We start from the raw sequence: 14949 nt of genomic DNA, 5'->3' as shown, positions 1-14949 counted from the left end.
TCCCGGACGCAAGGGGCTACCGATCAGATCCGGCCGGTCAATGGCGCCGGGGACTCGCCCACCCCAGGGTGACCACGGGGGCGGATACGAGCCAGGCGCCACAGGCGCCGTGCACCGATCCCCCCGCGCAGGTGCGGGTTCATCACCGCACCCGGCCATTAGGCTGCGACCCTGCCACGCGGACGATGCGGTCCCGTCGCTCCGCGGGCGCCGAGCCGCCGTCGACGGAAGCGAGTTGAACCTTGAACTTCCTTACCATCGGTCACCGCGGGGTCATGGGTGTCGAGCCCGAGAACACCCTCCGTTCCTTCACCGCCGCACAGCGGGCGGGCCTCGACCTGATCGAACTCGATCTCCATCTGAGCAAGGACGGCGCCCTGGTCGTCATGCACGACGCGGAGGTGGACCGCACGACCGACGGAACCGGCCCGATCGCCGAGAAGACCCTCGCGGAGCTGCGCGCCCTGGACGCGGGCCGCGGGGAGCGGGTGCCGGTCTTCGAGGAGGTCCTGGACGCGGTGCGAACGCCCCTGCAGGCCGAGATCAAGGACGTGGCGGCGGCCCGGACGCTGGCCGAGGTCATGCACCGGCGGGACCTGGTCTCCCGGGTGGAGGTGCTGTCGTTCCACGACGAGGCGATCGCGGAGATCGCCCGGCTGGTGCCGGGCGTGCGCACCGGGCTGGTCGGCAGCCGCTACGGCACCGACGTGGTGGAGCGCGCCACCAAGGTGGGCGCCGAGACGCTCGTTCTCAACATCCGCCGGCTGACCCTGGAGATCGTCGAGCACGCGCGCAAGGCCGACTTGCGGATCATCGGCTGGGTGGTCAACACGCAGGACGATCTGCGGCTGGTGCGCGCGCTCCAGCTGGACGGCGCGACGACCGACTACCCGGAGATCAAGCGCACCGGCCGCTTCACGGCGTGAGCCGGCGCGCGCTCTTCCACGGGAACGTCACACCAGCGGCTTGACCAGCAGCTCGAACTGCAGGTCGTCCCGCTGCGGGATGCCGAAGCGCTCGTCGCCGTACGGGAACGGCGTCATCTTTCCCGTACGGCGGTAGCCGCGGCGCTCGTACCACGCGATCAGGTCGTCGCGGACCGAGATCACGGTCATGTGCATCTCGGTGACACCCCAGATCGCGCGGGCCTGCTGCTCGGCCTGCGCGATGACGATCTTGCCGAGGCCAGCGCCCTGGAGGGCGGGGCTGACCGCGAACATGCCGAAGTAGGCGTGGTCGCCGCGGTGTTCGAGCTGGCAGCACGCGACGATCAGGCCGTCCTGCTCGACGGTCAGCAGCCGGCTGTCGGACGACTTGATGACCTGGAGCACGCCCTCCGGGTCGGTCCGCTGCCCCTCCAGGATGTCCGCCTCGGTGGTCCACCCGGCCCGGCTGGCGTCGCCCCGGTACGCCGACTCGATCAGCGCCACGAGCGCGTCGACATCGGCGTCGGTGGCGTCGCGGAACGTCGGTCCGGTGGCGGTGGTGTCCATGGGGCGGTCTCCGATCTCGGGCGCGGCTGAAGCAGGGTCGAGCGTAACCCTGCCATTAGGCTCCCGATGCATGGTGCACGTACTCAGCAGCCGGACACTTCTCCGCCCCAGCGACCCCGAACGCTCCCGCGCCTTCTACGGGGAGCAGCTGGGCCTGGCCGTCTACCGCGAGTTCGGCACGGGCCCGGAGCGCGGGACCGTCTACTTCCTCGGCGGGGGCTTCCTGGAGGTCTCCGGCCGCGCGCAGACCCCGTCGGCACCGGCGGCGCAGCTGTGGCTGCAGGTCCAGGACGTGGCCGCGGCGCACGAGGAGTTGCTGGCCAAGGGCGTCGAGATCGTACGGCCGCCGGTGCGGGAGCCGTGGGGTCTGGTCGAGATGTGGATCGCCGACCCCGACGACACCCGGATCGTGCTGGTGGAGGTCCCGTCGGACCATCCGCTGCGCTACCGGCCGGGCATCTAGCGCCGGGCACGCTCTGGATGTGCGGCAGACGGACGCCTGTGACCGTGGGTCTTGGGCTTTCTGGCGTGGGTGTTCGTAGGGGTCTGGCCGGCGCTGACGCCGGCACTCCGGGTCGACGCACACAACCGGGCTCAGGTTGTCGTGCAGCATCCCCACATCCTCGTCTCCCGCGCCGGGCTCGGGCAGGCGATTTCCGCGCCGGGGTGGCAGGACGGCCTGGGGAAACCTGCTGTCCCCGTGCGGGGGAAAGCGCCTCCGGATGGCCGGGGTCCGCGGCCGGGGCTAGCGTGCGAGAGGGGGTTCTGTCTCCTCGGGCTCTTCCCGCAGGCAGGCCGCAGCGGCCGGAAGGAGATGTCATGAAGTTCGACAAGCCGGTGATCGGCGGCCCCTGCTGGACCGAGTTGGGGACCAGCGATCTGGAGGGCGCCAAGCGGTTCTACACGGACCTGTTCGGCTGGCGGCCGGAGACGGATCCGCGGCCGGAGGCGGGTGGTTACACCGTGGCACACCTCGGAGACGCCGCGGTCGCCGCACTCACCCCGGTGTACCAGGAGTCCCAACCGGTCGCCTGGAACGTGTCGTTCGCGGTGGCGGACGCGGACGACGCGGTACGGCGCGTCGAAGAGGCCGGCGGGACGGTGATCCTCGGCCCGATGGACGTCTTCGACGTGGGCCGCTTCGCGGTGGCCCTGGACCCGACGGGCGCGGCGTTCCAGCTCTGGCAGGCGCGGGCCTTCCCGGGCGCCGGACTGTTCAACGCACCCGGCACGCTCGGCTGGGTGGAGCTGGCGACCCGGGACACGGACCGGGCCCGGGACTTCTACACCACGCTCTTCGGCTGGAGCGTCAACGCCTCCGAGTGGTACACGCAGTGGGGCATCGGCGGGGAGGACTTCGGCGGCATGGCCGACATGGTCGACCGCTTCCCGCCCGAGGTGCCGCCGCACTGGCTGCCGTACTTCGCGGTGGACGACGTGGACGCGACGGCCGCGGTCGCCCAGCAGGCCGGCGGAACCGTCCTCCTGTCACCCATAGCCGTGCCGGACGGGCCCCGCATCTCGGTGCTGCGGGACCCGCAGGGGGCGGCGTTCGGCGTGTACAAGGAAGACGAGGAGGGCTGAGCGGCCGACCGGGCACACCCTCGTGCAGCGGACAACGCGAGCAGCGGCCGGTGCCTGCGCCGAGAGAGCTCGCCGAGCGCGGCCGGCATCGCCGCGAGCCAGTGGGCCTGCTGCGCCCGGCTCCGCTCATGCCTGCGGCCGGCCTCCTCGAACGGGCGCAGCGGGTCCGGCATGCCGTGCCGGGCGAGCCATCGCAGCAGGCTGGGCCGCCGGCGAGGACGGCGTCACCGTCCCGGCCCTCCCAGCGAAGCGCCACACCGTGAGGGGGGACGACGGTGGTCAGGTGCCGTTCGCCTTCATCGGCGAACTCGAAGCGCGCCTCTCCCGGACAGGTGCCGGTCCTCGCGGCGTGAGTGATCCCATCGGGTCCGCAGCTGATGAGCACGTGGATGACGTGGGCTCAGCATGCGGCGCTCATGCCCGCAGCGCGCCCATCCGGCCCTCCAGGCGGGCGAGCAGGTCGGCGAGCAGTGCGGCGAGTTCGCTCTGGCCGTCGGGGGCGAGGACGGACAACACGGCGGTCTCGTAGGCGAGTTGTTCGGGCAGGATGCCGTCCACGAGGTCGCGGCCGGCGTCGGTGAGGCGGACGTGGGCGACCCTGCGGTCCCGGGTGTCGCCGCGCCGCTCGACCAGTCCGCCTTCGGTCAGCTGCTTGAGCCGCTTGGTGACGGCGGCCCCGGAGGAGTAGGTCTCCCGGGCCAGCTCACCCGGGGTCAGCTCGTGGCCGGTGCGGCGCAGTGCGCCGAGCAGGTCGAACTCCGGGCGGCTGAGCCCGGCCCGGCGCAGCGGAGCGTCCTCGGCCTGCTGGAGGAGGGCGGCACAGCGGTTGATCCGGCCGATGACCTCCATGGGCCCGGTGTCCAGTTCGGGGTGGACGGCCCGCCACTGCCGGACGACAGCGGCGACGGTGTCACCCTGCGCCGCACCGCTCCCGGCGGATCCGGGGCCGGCGGCGCTCCCGTCCCGGTCCGGTCGTCCGTTCGGCGCGGTGTCCCCGGCCCCCGCCTGCCCGTCGTCCGCGGTGTTCCGGGCCGTCGGTCGTCCGTTCGTCGGCGTCATGGCCGTGCATCCTCCGTCGTCCTGCCCGTGTCCTGGTCCAGGGGCGCGAGTCCCTGGCGTCGTACCGTCGCGGCGAGCGTACGGTGTCCGGACTGTTCGGCGAGCACGACCCGCTCCTCGGGCAGCGCACGCTGCCACCACTCGCCCAACGCGGCGTCGGCCGTGGCGCGCAGATCGACGAGAGCGGCGGCGAGGGGACGGCGGGCCGCCTCCAGGGCGCGGGGTTCCGGGTGCGGCTCGGCGAGCAGGCGGGCGGCGTGTGCGCGGGCGCGCTCCACCGCGGTGAGCGCGTGCCCGATGCGGTCGCCGGCGCGCCGGTTGGTGACGGCCACGGCCACGACGAAGCCGACCAGCGCGCCGACGAGGGTGTCCGCGACCCGCTCGGTGATGAGCCGGCCGGGGTCCTGGCTGCGGGCGAACTCGGTGACGAGCAGGGCCATCGGAGTGACGCACACGCTGCCGAGCCAGTAGTTGCGGCCGATCAGCGCCTCGGCGCCGAAGTTGAAGGCGAGGCAGAGCAGGACCGGCGCCGCCGGGTGGAGATGGGCGAGCGGGACGACCGCGGCGAAGACGAGGACGCCGACCAGGTTGCCTACGACGCGCTGGACGCCCCGGCTCCAGGTGAGGGTGACGTTGGCCTGGTAGAGGGAGGCCGCGGTGACCAGGGCCCAGTAGGGGCGGCCGACGCCGAGGGCGAGGGAGGCGTATCCGGCGAGGGCGCAGCCGATGGCGGTGCGGGCGGCGAGGGGCGCGAGCGGGGCGAGCCGGTGCCGCAACGGGCAGCGTGGGAGGGCGAGTTCGCTGCCCGCTCCGAGCAGTTCCTCGGCGGCCTCGCGCACGGCGTCGACCCGCGGGATGCTGCCGGTGCCGCGCAGGTCGCGGGCCCAGGCACGCAGCCGTTCGGGGTCGGTGTCGGCGGGAGCGGCGAGGGCGACCTCGGCGCGGACCAGGAGCCGTTCGAGGGCGCGCCGGGTGCGGTCGGGGCGGGCGCCCGTCACCAGCAGGGACTGCCAGGCGGTATGGAGGGCGGCGGCGCTCGCGGCGCGGGCCCCGGCGTGGCCCTCGGCGGTGCCGCGCGTGGCGGCGTACGCGGCGGCCGCGTTCAGGGCCTGCGCGGTGGCACGGCGTTCGGGGCCGTGCGGGCGCAGTAGCCCCGGTGCCATGCCGACCAGCCAGGCCCAGGCGCCCGCCGCCACGGCCAGGCCGACATGGCCGGGGACCTGCCCGAGACTCTGCGGGGCGAACAGGGAGGCCGAGCTGACGAAGGCGAGGACGACGTTGCCGGGCGGGCCGATGCGGGTGGCGTCGCACACTGCCTTCTGCACGGCCGCCATGAGGGCGCCGACGGTGACCAGGACGACGGCATCCGTGGTGAGCGAAGCCGTGACCAGGGCGACGGTGAGCCCGCCGACCATGCCGAGCACCACCCATGCGAGAGCCCTGGCCCGGGCGGCGTAGGGGCGGTTGTGGCCGTAGAGCGCACACAGCGCTCCCGCCATCGTGTACATGGCGAGGTCGAGGCGGCCGAGTGCCAGCAGGGTCAGATGGGGCGGAGCGACCGCGACCACCACGCTCAGCGCGGGCTTGAACCAGATGTCGGAGGGCCGCCCGAGGCGGAGCACACCGGCGAGAGGGAGACGGGCCGCACTGCTCATGCAATTAATTTAGCATGTGTTTTACTAGTGAAACATTCTCCACAACCCTCCCCTCACCTGCCGTGCTCCGGCGAATGCTCCCCGTGTACACCCTTGCGCTCGTATACGCCCCACGTGCCGTGGGCATCGCATACCTCGACCGACCGTCGAGCGTGGAGGTGCGCGTGCACGGACCGGTGCCGGCCGCCTGGCTGCTCGTCGCGCTGTGCACGGCGACCGGGGGCTACTGCCTGCTGCGGATGCGCAGCGCCGTCGAGGAGCAGCGTCGTGCCGCGGGCGGCGAGGCGCTCATGGGGTTCGGCATGGCCGCGATGGCCGTGCCCGCCGCGGTGTTCACCCCGCCGGCGTGGGCGTGGCCGTTGTACGCGGCCGTGTTCGGCGCGGCGGCTCTGTGTGCCGCGTGGTCCGCGCGCAGCGGCCCGCATCATCTGCACCATCTGGTGGGTACGGCGGCGATGGTCTACATGTCCCTCGTCATGGCCGCCTCCCCCGCCGCCCACCACCACGCGCACTCCGGCGCCGGAGTGCCCCTGGTAACGGGTGTCCTCCTGCTCTACTTCGCCGGCTATGTGCTGCTGTCCGGCGCCCGTCTGGTGCCCGCGGCCGCAACGGCGGGCGGGACGGTCTCGCCGGCAGGCGGGTCGGCGGCTCTGCGCTGGGGCGACCGTCCGGAGCTGGCGCGGGCATGCCGGTTGTCGATGGGAATCGGGATGGTCGCGATGCTGCTCACGCTGTGAACCACGGCCGCCCTGCAGCGACTGAAAGGCCGTCAACTGGACCCGCAGCGCAGGCTGCCAACCCTGGCCCGCCACCCGGCGCCGACACCACCCCGCGGGGTGGCTCGCCGACAGTGTCGTCGACGAAGATCGCCGCATGCACCACCAGGCCCCCGACCCGCCGCCCCGCCCGCCGGCCCGTCGCGCCGCGGCCGTCGTGGCCGGCCTGCTCGCCGGGTGTGCCGCGCTGCTGGTGGCGCTCGTCGCAACCCGGTGGCAGCCGCTGACCGCGCTGGACGGCGATGTCGCCCGCACCACGCACCGTTGGGCGGTCCGCGAGCACGGCCTCACGCACGCGTTCCGCATCCTGACGGACTGGGTCTGGGACCCGCTGACCATGCGCCTGGTGTGCGCGGCCGCCGCGCTGTGGCTGGTGTGGCGCCGGGCGGCCTGGTGGACGGCCGTGTGGCTGGCGGTGACCGTCTCCCTGGCCGCGGTCGTGCAGCAGTCCGTGAAGTCCGCTGTCGGCCGGCCCCGCCCGGTCTGGCCGGCAGTGGCCGTGGTGGTGTACGAGTGGCCGCGCAGCGGCCGGGCACCCTCGACGGGCGCGTAGCCGGGCACACTCGGCGCGCCCCTCGAAGGTGTCCGGAGCGCCGTCATCACGCCGGTAGAGTCCGGCGCATGGCTGCCGTGCTCTTCGATTTCTCGGGAACACTCTTCCGCGTCGAGTCCACCGAGTCCTGGCTGCGTGCCGTGCTGCAGGAGACCGGCCTGACGCTGCCCGACCCCGAACTCGCCGACACCGCGAAGGCCTTGGAGGCGGCCGGCGCGCTGCCGGGCGGGGCGAACCCGCTCGAGCTGCCCGAGGACCTCGCCGGTCTGTGGGCGGTACGGGACGAGAGCGCAGAGCTGCACCGGGCGGCCTACACCGGGCTGGCGCGGCGCGTGCCGCTGCCCGGTCCGGGCCTGTACGACGCACTGTACGAGCGGCACATGTCCCCCGCCGCCTGGTCGCCGTACCCGGACTCCGCCGAGGTGCTGCGCACGCTGCACGAGCGCGGCATCGGCGTCGGGGTGGTCAGCAACATCGGCTGGGACCTGCGCCCGGTCTTCCGCGAGCACGGTCTCGACGCGTACGTGGACGCCTATGCGCTGTCGTACGAACACGGCGTGCAGAAGCCGGACCCGCGGCTGTTCGCGGCTGCCTGCGCGGACCTGGGTGTCGATCCGCGGCAGGCGCTGATGGTCGGTGACAGCAGGCCGGCCGACGGCGGCGCGGCCGCGCTGGGCTGCCGGGTGCACTTCGTGGACCATCTGCCGGTGGCGGATCGCCCCGCTGCACTGCTGCCGGTGCTGGACCTGGTGGGCTGAAGCAACGAGCGCGGAACCGCGCCGTCCGTCTGAGACGATCCCCCGCGTCGCCCCAGACGGACGGCAGCCCTGAATAGGCCCCGCGCAGGGCGGTGCCCCCTGCGGTGAGTATAGTTGGCTGGTAGCCAGTCAACGCAGGAGTTACAGGATGTCCCCGCGCAGCGCCTCGGTCAATGAAGAGTTGCGCCGTCGTTCCAGGGAGCGGCTGCTGCAGGCCGCGGTCGAGCTGGTGGACGAGCACGGATACGAGGCGACCACGCTGGCCGACATCGCGGACCGGGCGGGCTCGGCGCGCGGACTGGTGTCGTACTACTTCCCCGGCAAGCGCCAGTTGGTGCAGTCCGCCGTGCACCGGTTGATGCACCGCACGCTGGAGGAGGCGCTGGAACGCGAGCCGCACACCGAGGACGGCCGGGAGCGGCTGGCCCGGGCCATCGACGCCATCCTGGGCCTCGCCCACGACCGGCCGGTGCTCATGCGGCAGCACATGGCGGGGCTGCTCCAGGCCGAGGGCTTCGTACAGTGCCCGGAACAGCGGCGGCTGTCGGAGCTGCTGAGCGACACGGTCGCCCGGTACGGCTCCGCGGACGTGACCGCCGACTACCCGCTGCTGCGGTCCCTGCTGATGGGGGCGGTGTACGCGGCGCTGGTGCCGGGGGTGCCGATGCCCGTCCCGGTGCTGCGGGCCGAGCTGTTCCAGCGGTACGGGCTCGACTGGGAGCTGGGCGTGCCGCCGGGCAGCGACACGGACGACGGGGCGGGTCGGGGGCGGGATCTGGCGCGGTTCTTCGCAACAGAGGAGCGGGACGGGTAGCGGGTACCGGGCCGGCCGGCGCTCGGCTCCCTTTCACCGGCTGTCACCGTCTGGCGTGACGAGGGGCCAGGAATCCGGCGTCCCGCGCCTGCGCGATCAGCCAGAGGGAGCGCCGGCGGCTGTGCCCCGTCGCGCACATCACGGCGAGCACCGGGTCCGTGCCCTCCTCCTGGGCCGCGCGGTATTCCCGGGCGGCCAGCCGGCACCCCTCGATGCCCCGCGGCCAGTCGGGGCGGGCGCGCCGCCCTCCCGCGTGGCCGGCATCCTGCCGCGCCCAGTCGCCTCCGTGCTCCCCGGAACCTTCGCCGGAGCCCTCGGCCGCGAGCCCGCACGCCTCCAGCAGCGGATCCTCGATCCAGTCGGCGAGCACGGTCAGGTCGGCGAGGGAGAGGGCGGGCTGCGCCTTGACGTCCTCGATGGACACGTATCCCCCGGTCACCACGGCCACGGCGTCGACGTGCGCCCCGTCGGGGAAGGCCAGCCGGACGTTGACCCAGGACGTGACGCCCCCATGCCCCTGCACCTTCCAGGCGGGCCACACGGACACCGCGCCGTCGTGCACACACCGATCGGAAAGATGAAGAAAGGATGCTTCTAGCACACACGCAACGTAACCTCATGATCACACTCCATACGGGGGGACACGCGTCCGCGTCACCCCGCCGGACCCTGCCGTCGCGCGTCCGGCGGTGCCATGCTGGAGCCGTCCGCACACTCTCCTCCTGCGAGTCTGTCGAGCAAGGAGTACCGCCGTGCTGCGAGTCGCCGTCGTCGGATCCGGGCCGAGCGGGTGCTACACCGCCCAGACCCTGGTCCAGCTCGATCCCGAGGTGCGGGTGGACGTGCTGGACCGGCTGCCGTGCCCGTACGGCCTGGTGCGCTACGGCGTCGCCCCGGACCACGAGAAGATCAAGTCCCTGCAGGGCAGCCTGCGCACGGTGCTGGAGCACGACCGGGTGCGCTTCCTCGGCGGGGTCCGGGTGGACGGGCCCGGCGGGCTGCCCGTGGCACGGCTGCGGACGCTGTACCACGCGGTCGTGTACTGCGTGGGCGCGGCCGCCGACCGCCACCTCGGGATCCCCGGCGAGGAGCTGCCGGGCAGCTGGTCGGCGACCGAGTTCGTGTCCTGGTACAGCGCGCATCCGGACGCGGCCGACGCGGGGTTCGTGCGCGACGTCCGGTCGGCGGTGGTCATCGGCGTGGGCAATGTGGCTGTGGACGTCACCCGGATGCTGGTGCGGGGCGCCGGTGAGCTGCGTCCGACGGACATGCCGCAGGCGGCGCTGGACACGCTGGCCGCGAGTGGGGTCGCCCTGGTCCACATGGTCGGCCGGCGCGGCCCCTCGCAGGCCCGTTTCACGACCAAGGAGCTGCGTGAGCTGGGCGGCCTGCCCGGCACCGAAGTGACCGTGGATCCGGCCGAGTTGGCACTGGATCCGGAGTATGCCGATCCCTCCGCACTGCCCGCCGTGCAGCGCCGCAACGTGGAGGCGCTGCGCGGCTGGGCGGACGCCCCGCCTCGGCAGGCCGCCCGCCGGATCCGGCTGCGGTTCTTCCTGCGGCCGGTGGAACTGCTCGAGAGTGGGGGAGGCCGGGTGGGCGCCGTGCGCTTCGAGCGGACGGCACCGGACGGGCACGGCGGCGTGACGGGCACCGGCCGGTACGAGGACGTGGCGGCGCAGTTGGTGCTGCGCTCGGTGGGCTATCGCGGAGTGCCGCTGGAGGGGCTGCCGTTCGACGTGGCGACCGGCACCGTGCCGCACCGGGAGGGCCGCGTCCTGCGCGACGGTGTCGTCTCGCCGGGCGAGTACGTGGCCGGATGGATCAAGCGGGGCCCGACGGGAGTCATCGGCACCAACCGGCCGTGCGCCAAGGAGACGGCGACCTCCCTGCTCGCGGACGCGCCCGTGCTCCTGCGCGAGGAGGTGCCGGAGGACCCGCTGCCGGCACTGCGCGCGGCGGGCATCGAACCGGTGCCGTGGACGGGCTGGCAGGCGATCGAGCGCGCCGAGGCCGCGCTGGGGGCGCAACTCGGCCGGGGCGTGGTCAAACTTGACGACTGGGACAGGCTGCTGGGGGCGGCGCGATCGGCGTAGCGGGGTCGGCGGCTGCCGGGCGGGCATGACACACAGCGGCAACACCCTCGCAATCAACAAACTGTTCAAGAACCTTACGGTCTCGTGCTGTTCGGATGTCACTGCCCACCCGCCGCTCTGGAGTCCCCATGGCCACGACCGCAGAAGTGCACCCCGTCGACGAGATACCACCGGCACGGCAGCTGGCGGCCTTCGGCCTGCAGCACGTGCTCGCGATGTACGCGGGTGCCGTCGCGGTGCCGCTGATCGTGGGCGGTGCGATGAGGCTGTCGCCCGCGGACCTGGCGTATCTGATCACCGCCGATCTGCTGGTGTGCGGCATCGCCACGCTGATCCAGTGCATCGGGTTCTGGCGGTTCGGCGTCCGGCTGCCGATCATGCAGGGCTGCACGTTCGCGGCCGTGTCGCCGATGGTGCTCATCGGGACGACGGGCGGCGGACTGCCCGCGATCTACGGCTCGGTGATCGTCGCGGGCCTCGCGATCGTGCTGCTCGCGCCGGTCTTCGGCCGGCTGCTGCGCTTCTTCCCGCCACTGGTCACCGGCACGGTGATCCTGATCATCGGCGTCTCGCTGCTGCCGGTCGCGGGCAACTGGGCCGCGGGCGGTTCCGGCACGAAGGACTTCGGCGAGCCGAAGAACCTGGCGCTGGCGGCCTTCGTACTGGCGGTCGTGCTCGGCGTGCAGCGGTTCGCGCCGGTTTTCCTCAGCCGGATCGCGGTGCTGACCGGCATCGCGGTGGGCCTGGCGGTGGCCGTGCCCTTCGGGTTCACCGACTTCAGCGGGGTCGGGGACGCGGACTGGGTGGGCATCAGCACGCCGTTCCACTTCGGGGCTCCGACGTTCAAGGCGTCCGCGATCGCGTCCATGCTGGTGGTGGCCCTCGTGACGATGACCGAGACGACCGGTGACCTGATCGCGGTCGGCGAGATGACCGGCCGCAGGGTCGAGCCGCGCTCGCTGGCCGACGGACTGCGCGCGGACGGGCTGTCGACCGTCCTCGGCGGGGTGTTCAACACCTTCCCGTACACGGCGTACGCGCAGAACGTAGGACTGGTCGGGATGACCCGGGTGCGCAGCCGCTGGGTGGTCGCGGCGGCCGGCGGCATCCTCGTCCTGCTGGGTCTGCTGCCCAAGCTGGGCGCGGTGGTCGCGGCGATCCCCGCGCCGGTGCTCGGCGGAGCGGGCCTGGTGATGTTCGGGACGGTGGCGGCGAGCGGGCTGCGGACGCTGGCCCGCGTCGACTTCCAGGGCAACAACAACCTGACGGTGGTGGCCGTTTCGGTGGCGGTCGGCATGCTGCCGGTGGGCGTGCCCACGGTCTACGCGAGGTTCCCGGACTGGTTCCAGACGGTGATGAACAGCGGAATCAGCGCGGGCTGCCTGACGGCGGTCGCCCTGAACCTGCTGTTCAACCACCTTCCTGCGAAGGCGGGTTCGGACACCTTCGACGCCACGGAGGTTGCCGGGCAAACAGCGCCCCGCACGCAGTGAACCGACGGACGCTCAGACTCCGGAGCCATACCACCGGCCGGTCCGGAGGCCGCGTGTGAAGTTGTCATCCCCGACCTCATCCGGTCCTGGCGCCGGGTCGTGCGCGAGGCGAGGGCGGTCCGTCGCAGCGCTCCCGTCCCCCCGACGCGGCCAGCTCCTCCTGATAGGCCGCGTAGGCCGTGCGCAGGGCCTCGCCAGGCCAGTCCGCAGGCAGGAGCGCGGGCGGGAGGACAGGGTCGGTGAGCAGGTGGCGTACGGCCGCGGCGAAGGCGGTGAGACGGTCGGCCGGCGAGCGGGCGCCTGCCGCGTGGGCGAGCAGGGTCCGCGCGGTGGCGGCCCAGGCGTCCAGCGGCCACAGGCGGGCCGCCAGCTCGTGCGGGGAGCCGTCGGGGCGGGCGGTGTACGAGAGGGCCACGCGCGCGAGGTCGCCGGGCAGGGACCGGCCCAGGTTGGCCGGGCGCAGCCACACGCCCTCGCGGAGTTCGGCCAGGCGCAGGGCGGCCAACCGGGCGCGCAGGTCGGCGCGTTCGGCGGGGCCGCGGCCGGTCACCGTGATCACCACCATCTCCCAGTCGCCGTCCCACGCGCGCGTGCGCGGATGCAGCGCCTCGTCCTGGCGGCGCTGGCGGGCCAGCAGCCGGTCGCTGAGCCCGTAGACGGCGTCCGTGCGGCGCAGGTCCCCGGCGGCCGTCATCCGGCTCAGCGCGGCCCGGAGCGTGGAACCGCCGACGCCGAACGGCTCCACCAACCGGACCAGGTCCTTCACCGGCAGCTCGGGCGGATGCGCGCCGAGGAGCAGGCTCAGCACGACCGACCGCGCGGACAGCGGCCGCAGCCCGGCGGCCTCACCTGCCTCTGCTGACACGTTCATGCGCATGGGCACGTACTGTACGTGCGCCTCCTTGTTGCATCATTGCTACAGCCGCACGGAGAGTGCAACATGGCCTGCATGGTCTCGAATCCCGTGCAGTCGCCGCCGCAGCCGCAGTACGCCACCCACGACGTCACCAACCAGGCCCCGCCCCTGCCTCCGTACGACGCCTCCGACGACCCGGCCCTGCTGGAAGGGCTGCGCCGGGAGGGCGCCGGGTGGGCCGAGGACGACATCCGGCAGCTGGGGCTGCGGGCCGGCAGCGCGGAGGCCCAGGAGTGGGGCGAACAGGCGAACCGGCACGAGCCGGAGCTGCGCACCCACGACCGCTACGGCCACCGGATCGACGAGGTCGACTTCCACCCCAGCTGGCACCATCTGATGCGGACCGCGGTCGCCGAGGGCCTGGCCGGCGCCCCGTGGGCCGACGACCGGACCGGCGCCCATGTGGCCCGTACCGCGGGCGGACTGGTGTGGGGGCACACGGAGGCCGGGCACGGCTGTCCGACGTCGATGACATACGCCGCCGTCCCCGCGCTGCGCACCCAGCCGGACCTGGCCAAGATCTATGAACCCCTGCTGACCAGCCGCGTGTACGACCCGGAGCTTCGCGTCCCCACCGAGAAGCCCGGGCTGCTCGCCGGGATGGGCATGACCGAGAAGCAGGGCGGCTCGGACGTCCGCACCAACACCACCACGGCCACACCCACCGGTGAGCCGGGCGTGTACACGCTGCGGGGCCACAAGTGGTTCACGTCGGCGCCGATGTGCGACGTGTTCCTGGTGCTGGCGCAGGCTCCGGGCGGTCTGTCCTGCTTCCTGGTGCCACGGATCCTGCCGGACGGCAGCCGCAACACCTTCCGCATCCAGCGGCTGAAGGACAAGCTCGGCAACCGGTCCAACGCCTCCTCCGAGCCGGAGTTCGACCGGACGGTGGCCTGGCTGGTCGGCCCGGAGGGGCGGGGCGTGAAGACCATCATCGAGATGGTCAACTGCACCCGTCTGGACTGCGTGATGTCCTCGGCGACCCTGATGCGCAAGACGCTCGTCGAGGCGGGCCACCACTCCCGCCACCGCAGCGCGTTCGGTGCCCGGCTGTTCGACCAGCCCCTGATGCGCAACGTCCTGGCCGACCTGGCGCTGGAGTCGGAGGCCGCCACGACCCTCACGCTGCGGCTGGCCGGGGCGGCGGACCGGGCGGTGCGCGGGGATGCCGGGGAGCGGGCGCTCCGGCGGATCGCCACCGCCGTCGGCAAGTACTGGGTCACCAAGCGGGGCCCGGCGTTCACCGCGGAGGCCCTGGAGTGCCTGGGCGGCAACGGGTACGTCGAGGAGTCCGGCATGCCCCGCCACTACCGGGAGGCTCCACTGCTGTCGATCTGGGAGGGCTCCGGGAACGTCAACGCGCTCGATGTGCTGCGGGCCCTGGGTCGCGAACCGGACACCGCCGAGGCGCTGTTCGCCGAACTCGCCCTCGCGCACGGGGCCGACGCACGGCTGGACGCGGCCGTGGCCGGGCTGAAGGCGCAGTTGGCCGAGACCGACCAGGTGGGGGCCCGCCGGCTGGTCGAGCGGATGGCCCTCGCCCTGCAGGCGTCGCTGCTGGTCCGGCACGCCCCGCACCCGGTCTCGGACGCCTTCTGCGCGAGCCGGCTGGGCGGCGACTGGGGGCACGCGTTCGGCACGCTGCCCGCCGGCACCGACCTGGACGCGATCCTGGAGCGGGCCCTGCCCGTCCGGAACTGATCCCCCGCACCGGCCACCGGGCCGGATCCCGCCCGGTGGCCGGTGAGAGCC

The 14949-nt window shown here is 73.3% G+C and carries 14 protein-coding genes and 1 pseudogene; 10 read left to right on the top strand and 5 right to left on the bottom strand.

Features of this window, described 5'->3' with window-relative positions:
* Positions 1–242: 242 nt before the first annotated feature.
* Positions 243–926, top strand: coding sequence for a glycerophosphodiester phosphodiesterase (locus tag ACZ5DS_RS33180; RefSeq protein ID WP_468245941.1), 684 nt, complete (start codon positions 243–245; stop codon positions 924–926).
* Positions 927–953: 27 nt separating this feature from the next.
* On the opposite strand, the gene ACZ5DS_RS33175 is transcribed toward ACZ5DS_RS33180, so the two are convergent.
* A complete protein-coding gene (locus tag ACZ5DS_RS33175; RefSeq protein WP_468245939.1) occupies positions 954–1493 on the bottom strand; it encodes a GNAT family N-acetyltransferase in 540 nt (179 codons plus the stop codon).
* Between the two features lie 70 nt (positions 1494–1563).
* On the opposite strand from ACZ5DS_RS33175, the gene ACZ5DS_RS33170 reads away from it, so the two are divergent.
* The gene (locus tag ACZ5DS_RS33170) at positions 1564–1956 is read left to right on the top strand and encodes a VOC family protein (protein ID WP_468245937.1); all 393 of its coding nucleotides are present in this window, start codon (positions 1564–1566) and stop codon (positions 1954–1956) included.
* Positions 1957–2312: 356 nt separating this feature from the next.
* On the top strand, positions 2313–3077 hold the full coding sequence (locus ACZ5DS_RS33165; protein ID WP_468245936.1) for a VOC family protein: 765 nt from the start codon (positions 2313–2315) through the stop codon (positions 3075–3077).
* A 414-nt stretch (positions 3078–3491) separates the two neighbouring features.
* On the opposite strand, the gene ACZ5DS_RS33160 is transcribed toward ACZ5DS_RS33165, so the two are convergent.
* Both ACZ5DS_RS33160 and ACZ5DS_RS33155 read right to left on the bottom strand, forming a co-directional pair.
* The gene (locus ACZ5DS_RS33160; protein ID WP_468245933.1) at positions 3492–4136 is read right to left on the bottom strand and encodes a MarR family winged helix-turn-helix transcriptional regulator; all 645 of its coding nucleotides are present in this window, start codon (positions 4134–4136) and stop codon (positions 3492–3494) included.
* Complete coding sequence (locus tag ACZ5DS_RS33155; protein WP_468245932.1) at positions 4133–5791, bottom strand: FUSC family protein; 1659 nt, start codon at positions 5789–5791, stop codon at positions 4133–4135. The genes ACZ5DS_RS33160 and ACZ5DS_RS33155 overlap by 4 nt, the downstream gene beginning before the upstream one ends.
* 164 nt (positions 5792–5955) lie before the next feature.
* On the opposite strand from ACZ5DS_RS33155, the gene ACZ5DS_RS33150 reads away from it, so the two are divergent.
* From ACZ5DS_RS33150 to ACZ5DS_RS33135, 4 genes and pseudogenes are all read left to right on the top strand, one after another.
* A complete protein-coding gene (locus ACZ5DS_RS33150; RefSeq protein WP_468245931.1) occupies positions 5956–6528 on the top strand; it encodes a DUF5134 domain-containing protein in 573 nt (190 codons plus the stop codon).
* 136 nt (positions 6529–6664) lie between these two features.
* Positions 6665–7057, top strand: a pseudogene (locus ACZ5DS_RS33145) (phosphatase PAP2 family protein); the annotation flags it as partial.
* Between the two features lie 131 nt (positions 7058–7188).
* On the top strand, positions 7189–7878 hold the full coding sequence (locus ACZ5DS_RS33140; protein ID WP_468245928.1) for an HAD family hydrolase: 690 nt from the start codon (positions 7189–7191) through the stop codon (positions 7876–7878).
* A gap of 148 nt (positions 7879–8026) precedes the next feature.
* Positions 8027–8692 (top strand): TetR/AcrR family transcriptional regulator, encoded by a 666-nt coding sequence (locus ACZ5DS_RS33135; protein ID WP_468245926.1) that lies wholly within the window; start codon positions 8027–8029, stop codon positions 8690–8692.
* Between the two features lie 43 nt (positions 8693–8735).
* Here the strand turns inward: ACZ5DS_RS33135 and ACZ5DS_RS33130 are convergent, their stop codons facing one another.
* Positions 8736–9239 carry a DUF6214 family protein gene (locus ACZ5DS_RS33130; protein ID WP_468246272.1) on the bottom strand — a complete coding sequence of 168 codons (504 nt, stop codon included), beginning with the start codon at positions 9237–9239 and terminating at the stop codon, positions 8736–8738.
* A 205-nt stretch (positions 9240–9444) separates the two neighbouring features.
* On the opposite strand from ACZ5DS_RS33130, the gene ACZ5DS_RS33125 reads away from it, so the two are divergent.
* Positions 9445–10788 (top strand): FAD-dependent oxidoreductase, encoded by a 1344-nt coding sequence (locus ACZ5DS_RS33125; RefSeq protein WP_468245925.1) that lies wholly within the window; start codon positions 9445–9447, stop codon positions 10786–10788.
* Between the two features lie 128 nt (positions 10789–10916).
* Positions 10917–12281 (top strand): nucleobase:cation symporter-2 family protein, encoded by a 1365-nt coding sequence (locus ACZ5DS_RS33120; RefSeq protein WP_468245923.1) that lies wholly within the window; start codon positions 10917–10919, stop codon positions 12279–12281.
* A gap of 76 nt (positions 12282–12357) precedes the next feature.
* Here the strand turns inward: ACZ5DS_RS33120 and ACZ5DS_RS33115 are convergent, their stop codons facing one another.
* The gene (locus ACZ5DS_RS33115; protein WP_468245922.1) at positions 12358–13158 is read right to left on the bottom strand and encodes a PaaX family transcriptional regulator C-terminal domain-containing protein; all 801 of its coding nucleotides are present in this window, start codon (positions 13156–13158) and stop codon (positions 12358–12360) included.
* Between the two features lie 63 nt (positions 13159–13221).
* On the opposite strand from ACZ5DS_RS33115, the gene ACZ5DS_RS33110 reads away from it, so the two are divergent.
* Positions 13222–14898: an acyl-CoA dehydrogenase family protein gene (locus ACZ5DS_RS33110; protein ID WP_468245921.1), complete on the top strand. Its 1677-nt coding sequence runs from the start codon at positions 13222–13224 to the stop codon at positions 14896–14898.
* The last annotated feature ends 51 nt before the right edge of the window (positions 14899–14949 follow it).

The sequence above is a fragment of the Streptomyces sp. NPDC031100 genome (assembly GCF_055570785.1).
This window is presented reverse-complemented; position numbering and strand designations above follow the sequence as displayed.

Coding starts and splice junctions, on each gene's coding strand:
- ACZ5DS_RS33175 (WP_468245939.1), bottom strand. CDS start 1,493: ATGGACACCACCGCCACCGGACCGACGTTCCGCGACGCCACCGACGCC.
- ACZ5DS_RS33170 (WP_468245937.1), top strand. CDS start 1,564: ATGGTGCACGTACTCAGCAGCCGGACACTTCTCCGCCCCAGCGACCCC.
- ACZ5DS_RS33165 (WP_468245936.1), top strand. CDS start 2,313: ATGAAGTTCGACAAGCCGGTGATCGGCGGCCCCTGCTGGACCGAGTTG.
- ACZ5DS_RS33160 (WP_468245933.1), bottom strand. CDS start 4,136: ATGACGCCGACGAACGGACGACCGACGGCCCGGAACACCGCGGACGAC.
- ACZ5DS_RS33155 (WP_468245932.1), bottom strand. CDS start 5,791: ATGAGCAGTGCGGCCCGTCTCCCTCTCGCCGGTGTGCTCCGCCTCGGG.
- ACZ5DS_RS33140 (WP_468245928.1), top strand. CDS start 7,189: ATGGCTGCCGTGCTCTTCGATTTCTCGGGAACACTCTTCCGCGTCGAG.
- ACZ5DS_RS33135 (WP_468245926.1), top strand. CDS start 8,027: ATGTCCCCGCGCAGCGCCTCGGTCAATGAAGAGTTGCGCCGTCGTTCC.
- ACZ5DS_RS33120 (WP_468245923.1), top strand. CDS start 10,917: ATGGCCACGACCGCAGAAGTGCACCCCGTCGACGAGATACCACCGGCA.
- ACZ5DS_RS33115 (WP_468245922.1), bottom strand. CDS start 13,158: ATGCGCATGAACGTGTCAGCAGAGGCAGGTGAGGCCGCCGGGCTGCGG.
- ACZ5DS_RS33110 (WP_468245921.1), top strand. CDS start 13,222: ATGGCCTGCATGGTCTCGAATCCCGTGCAGTCGCCGCCGCAGCCGCAG.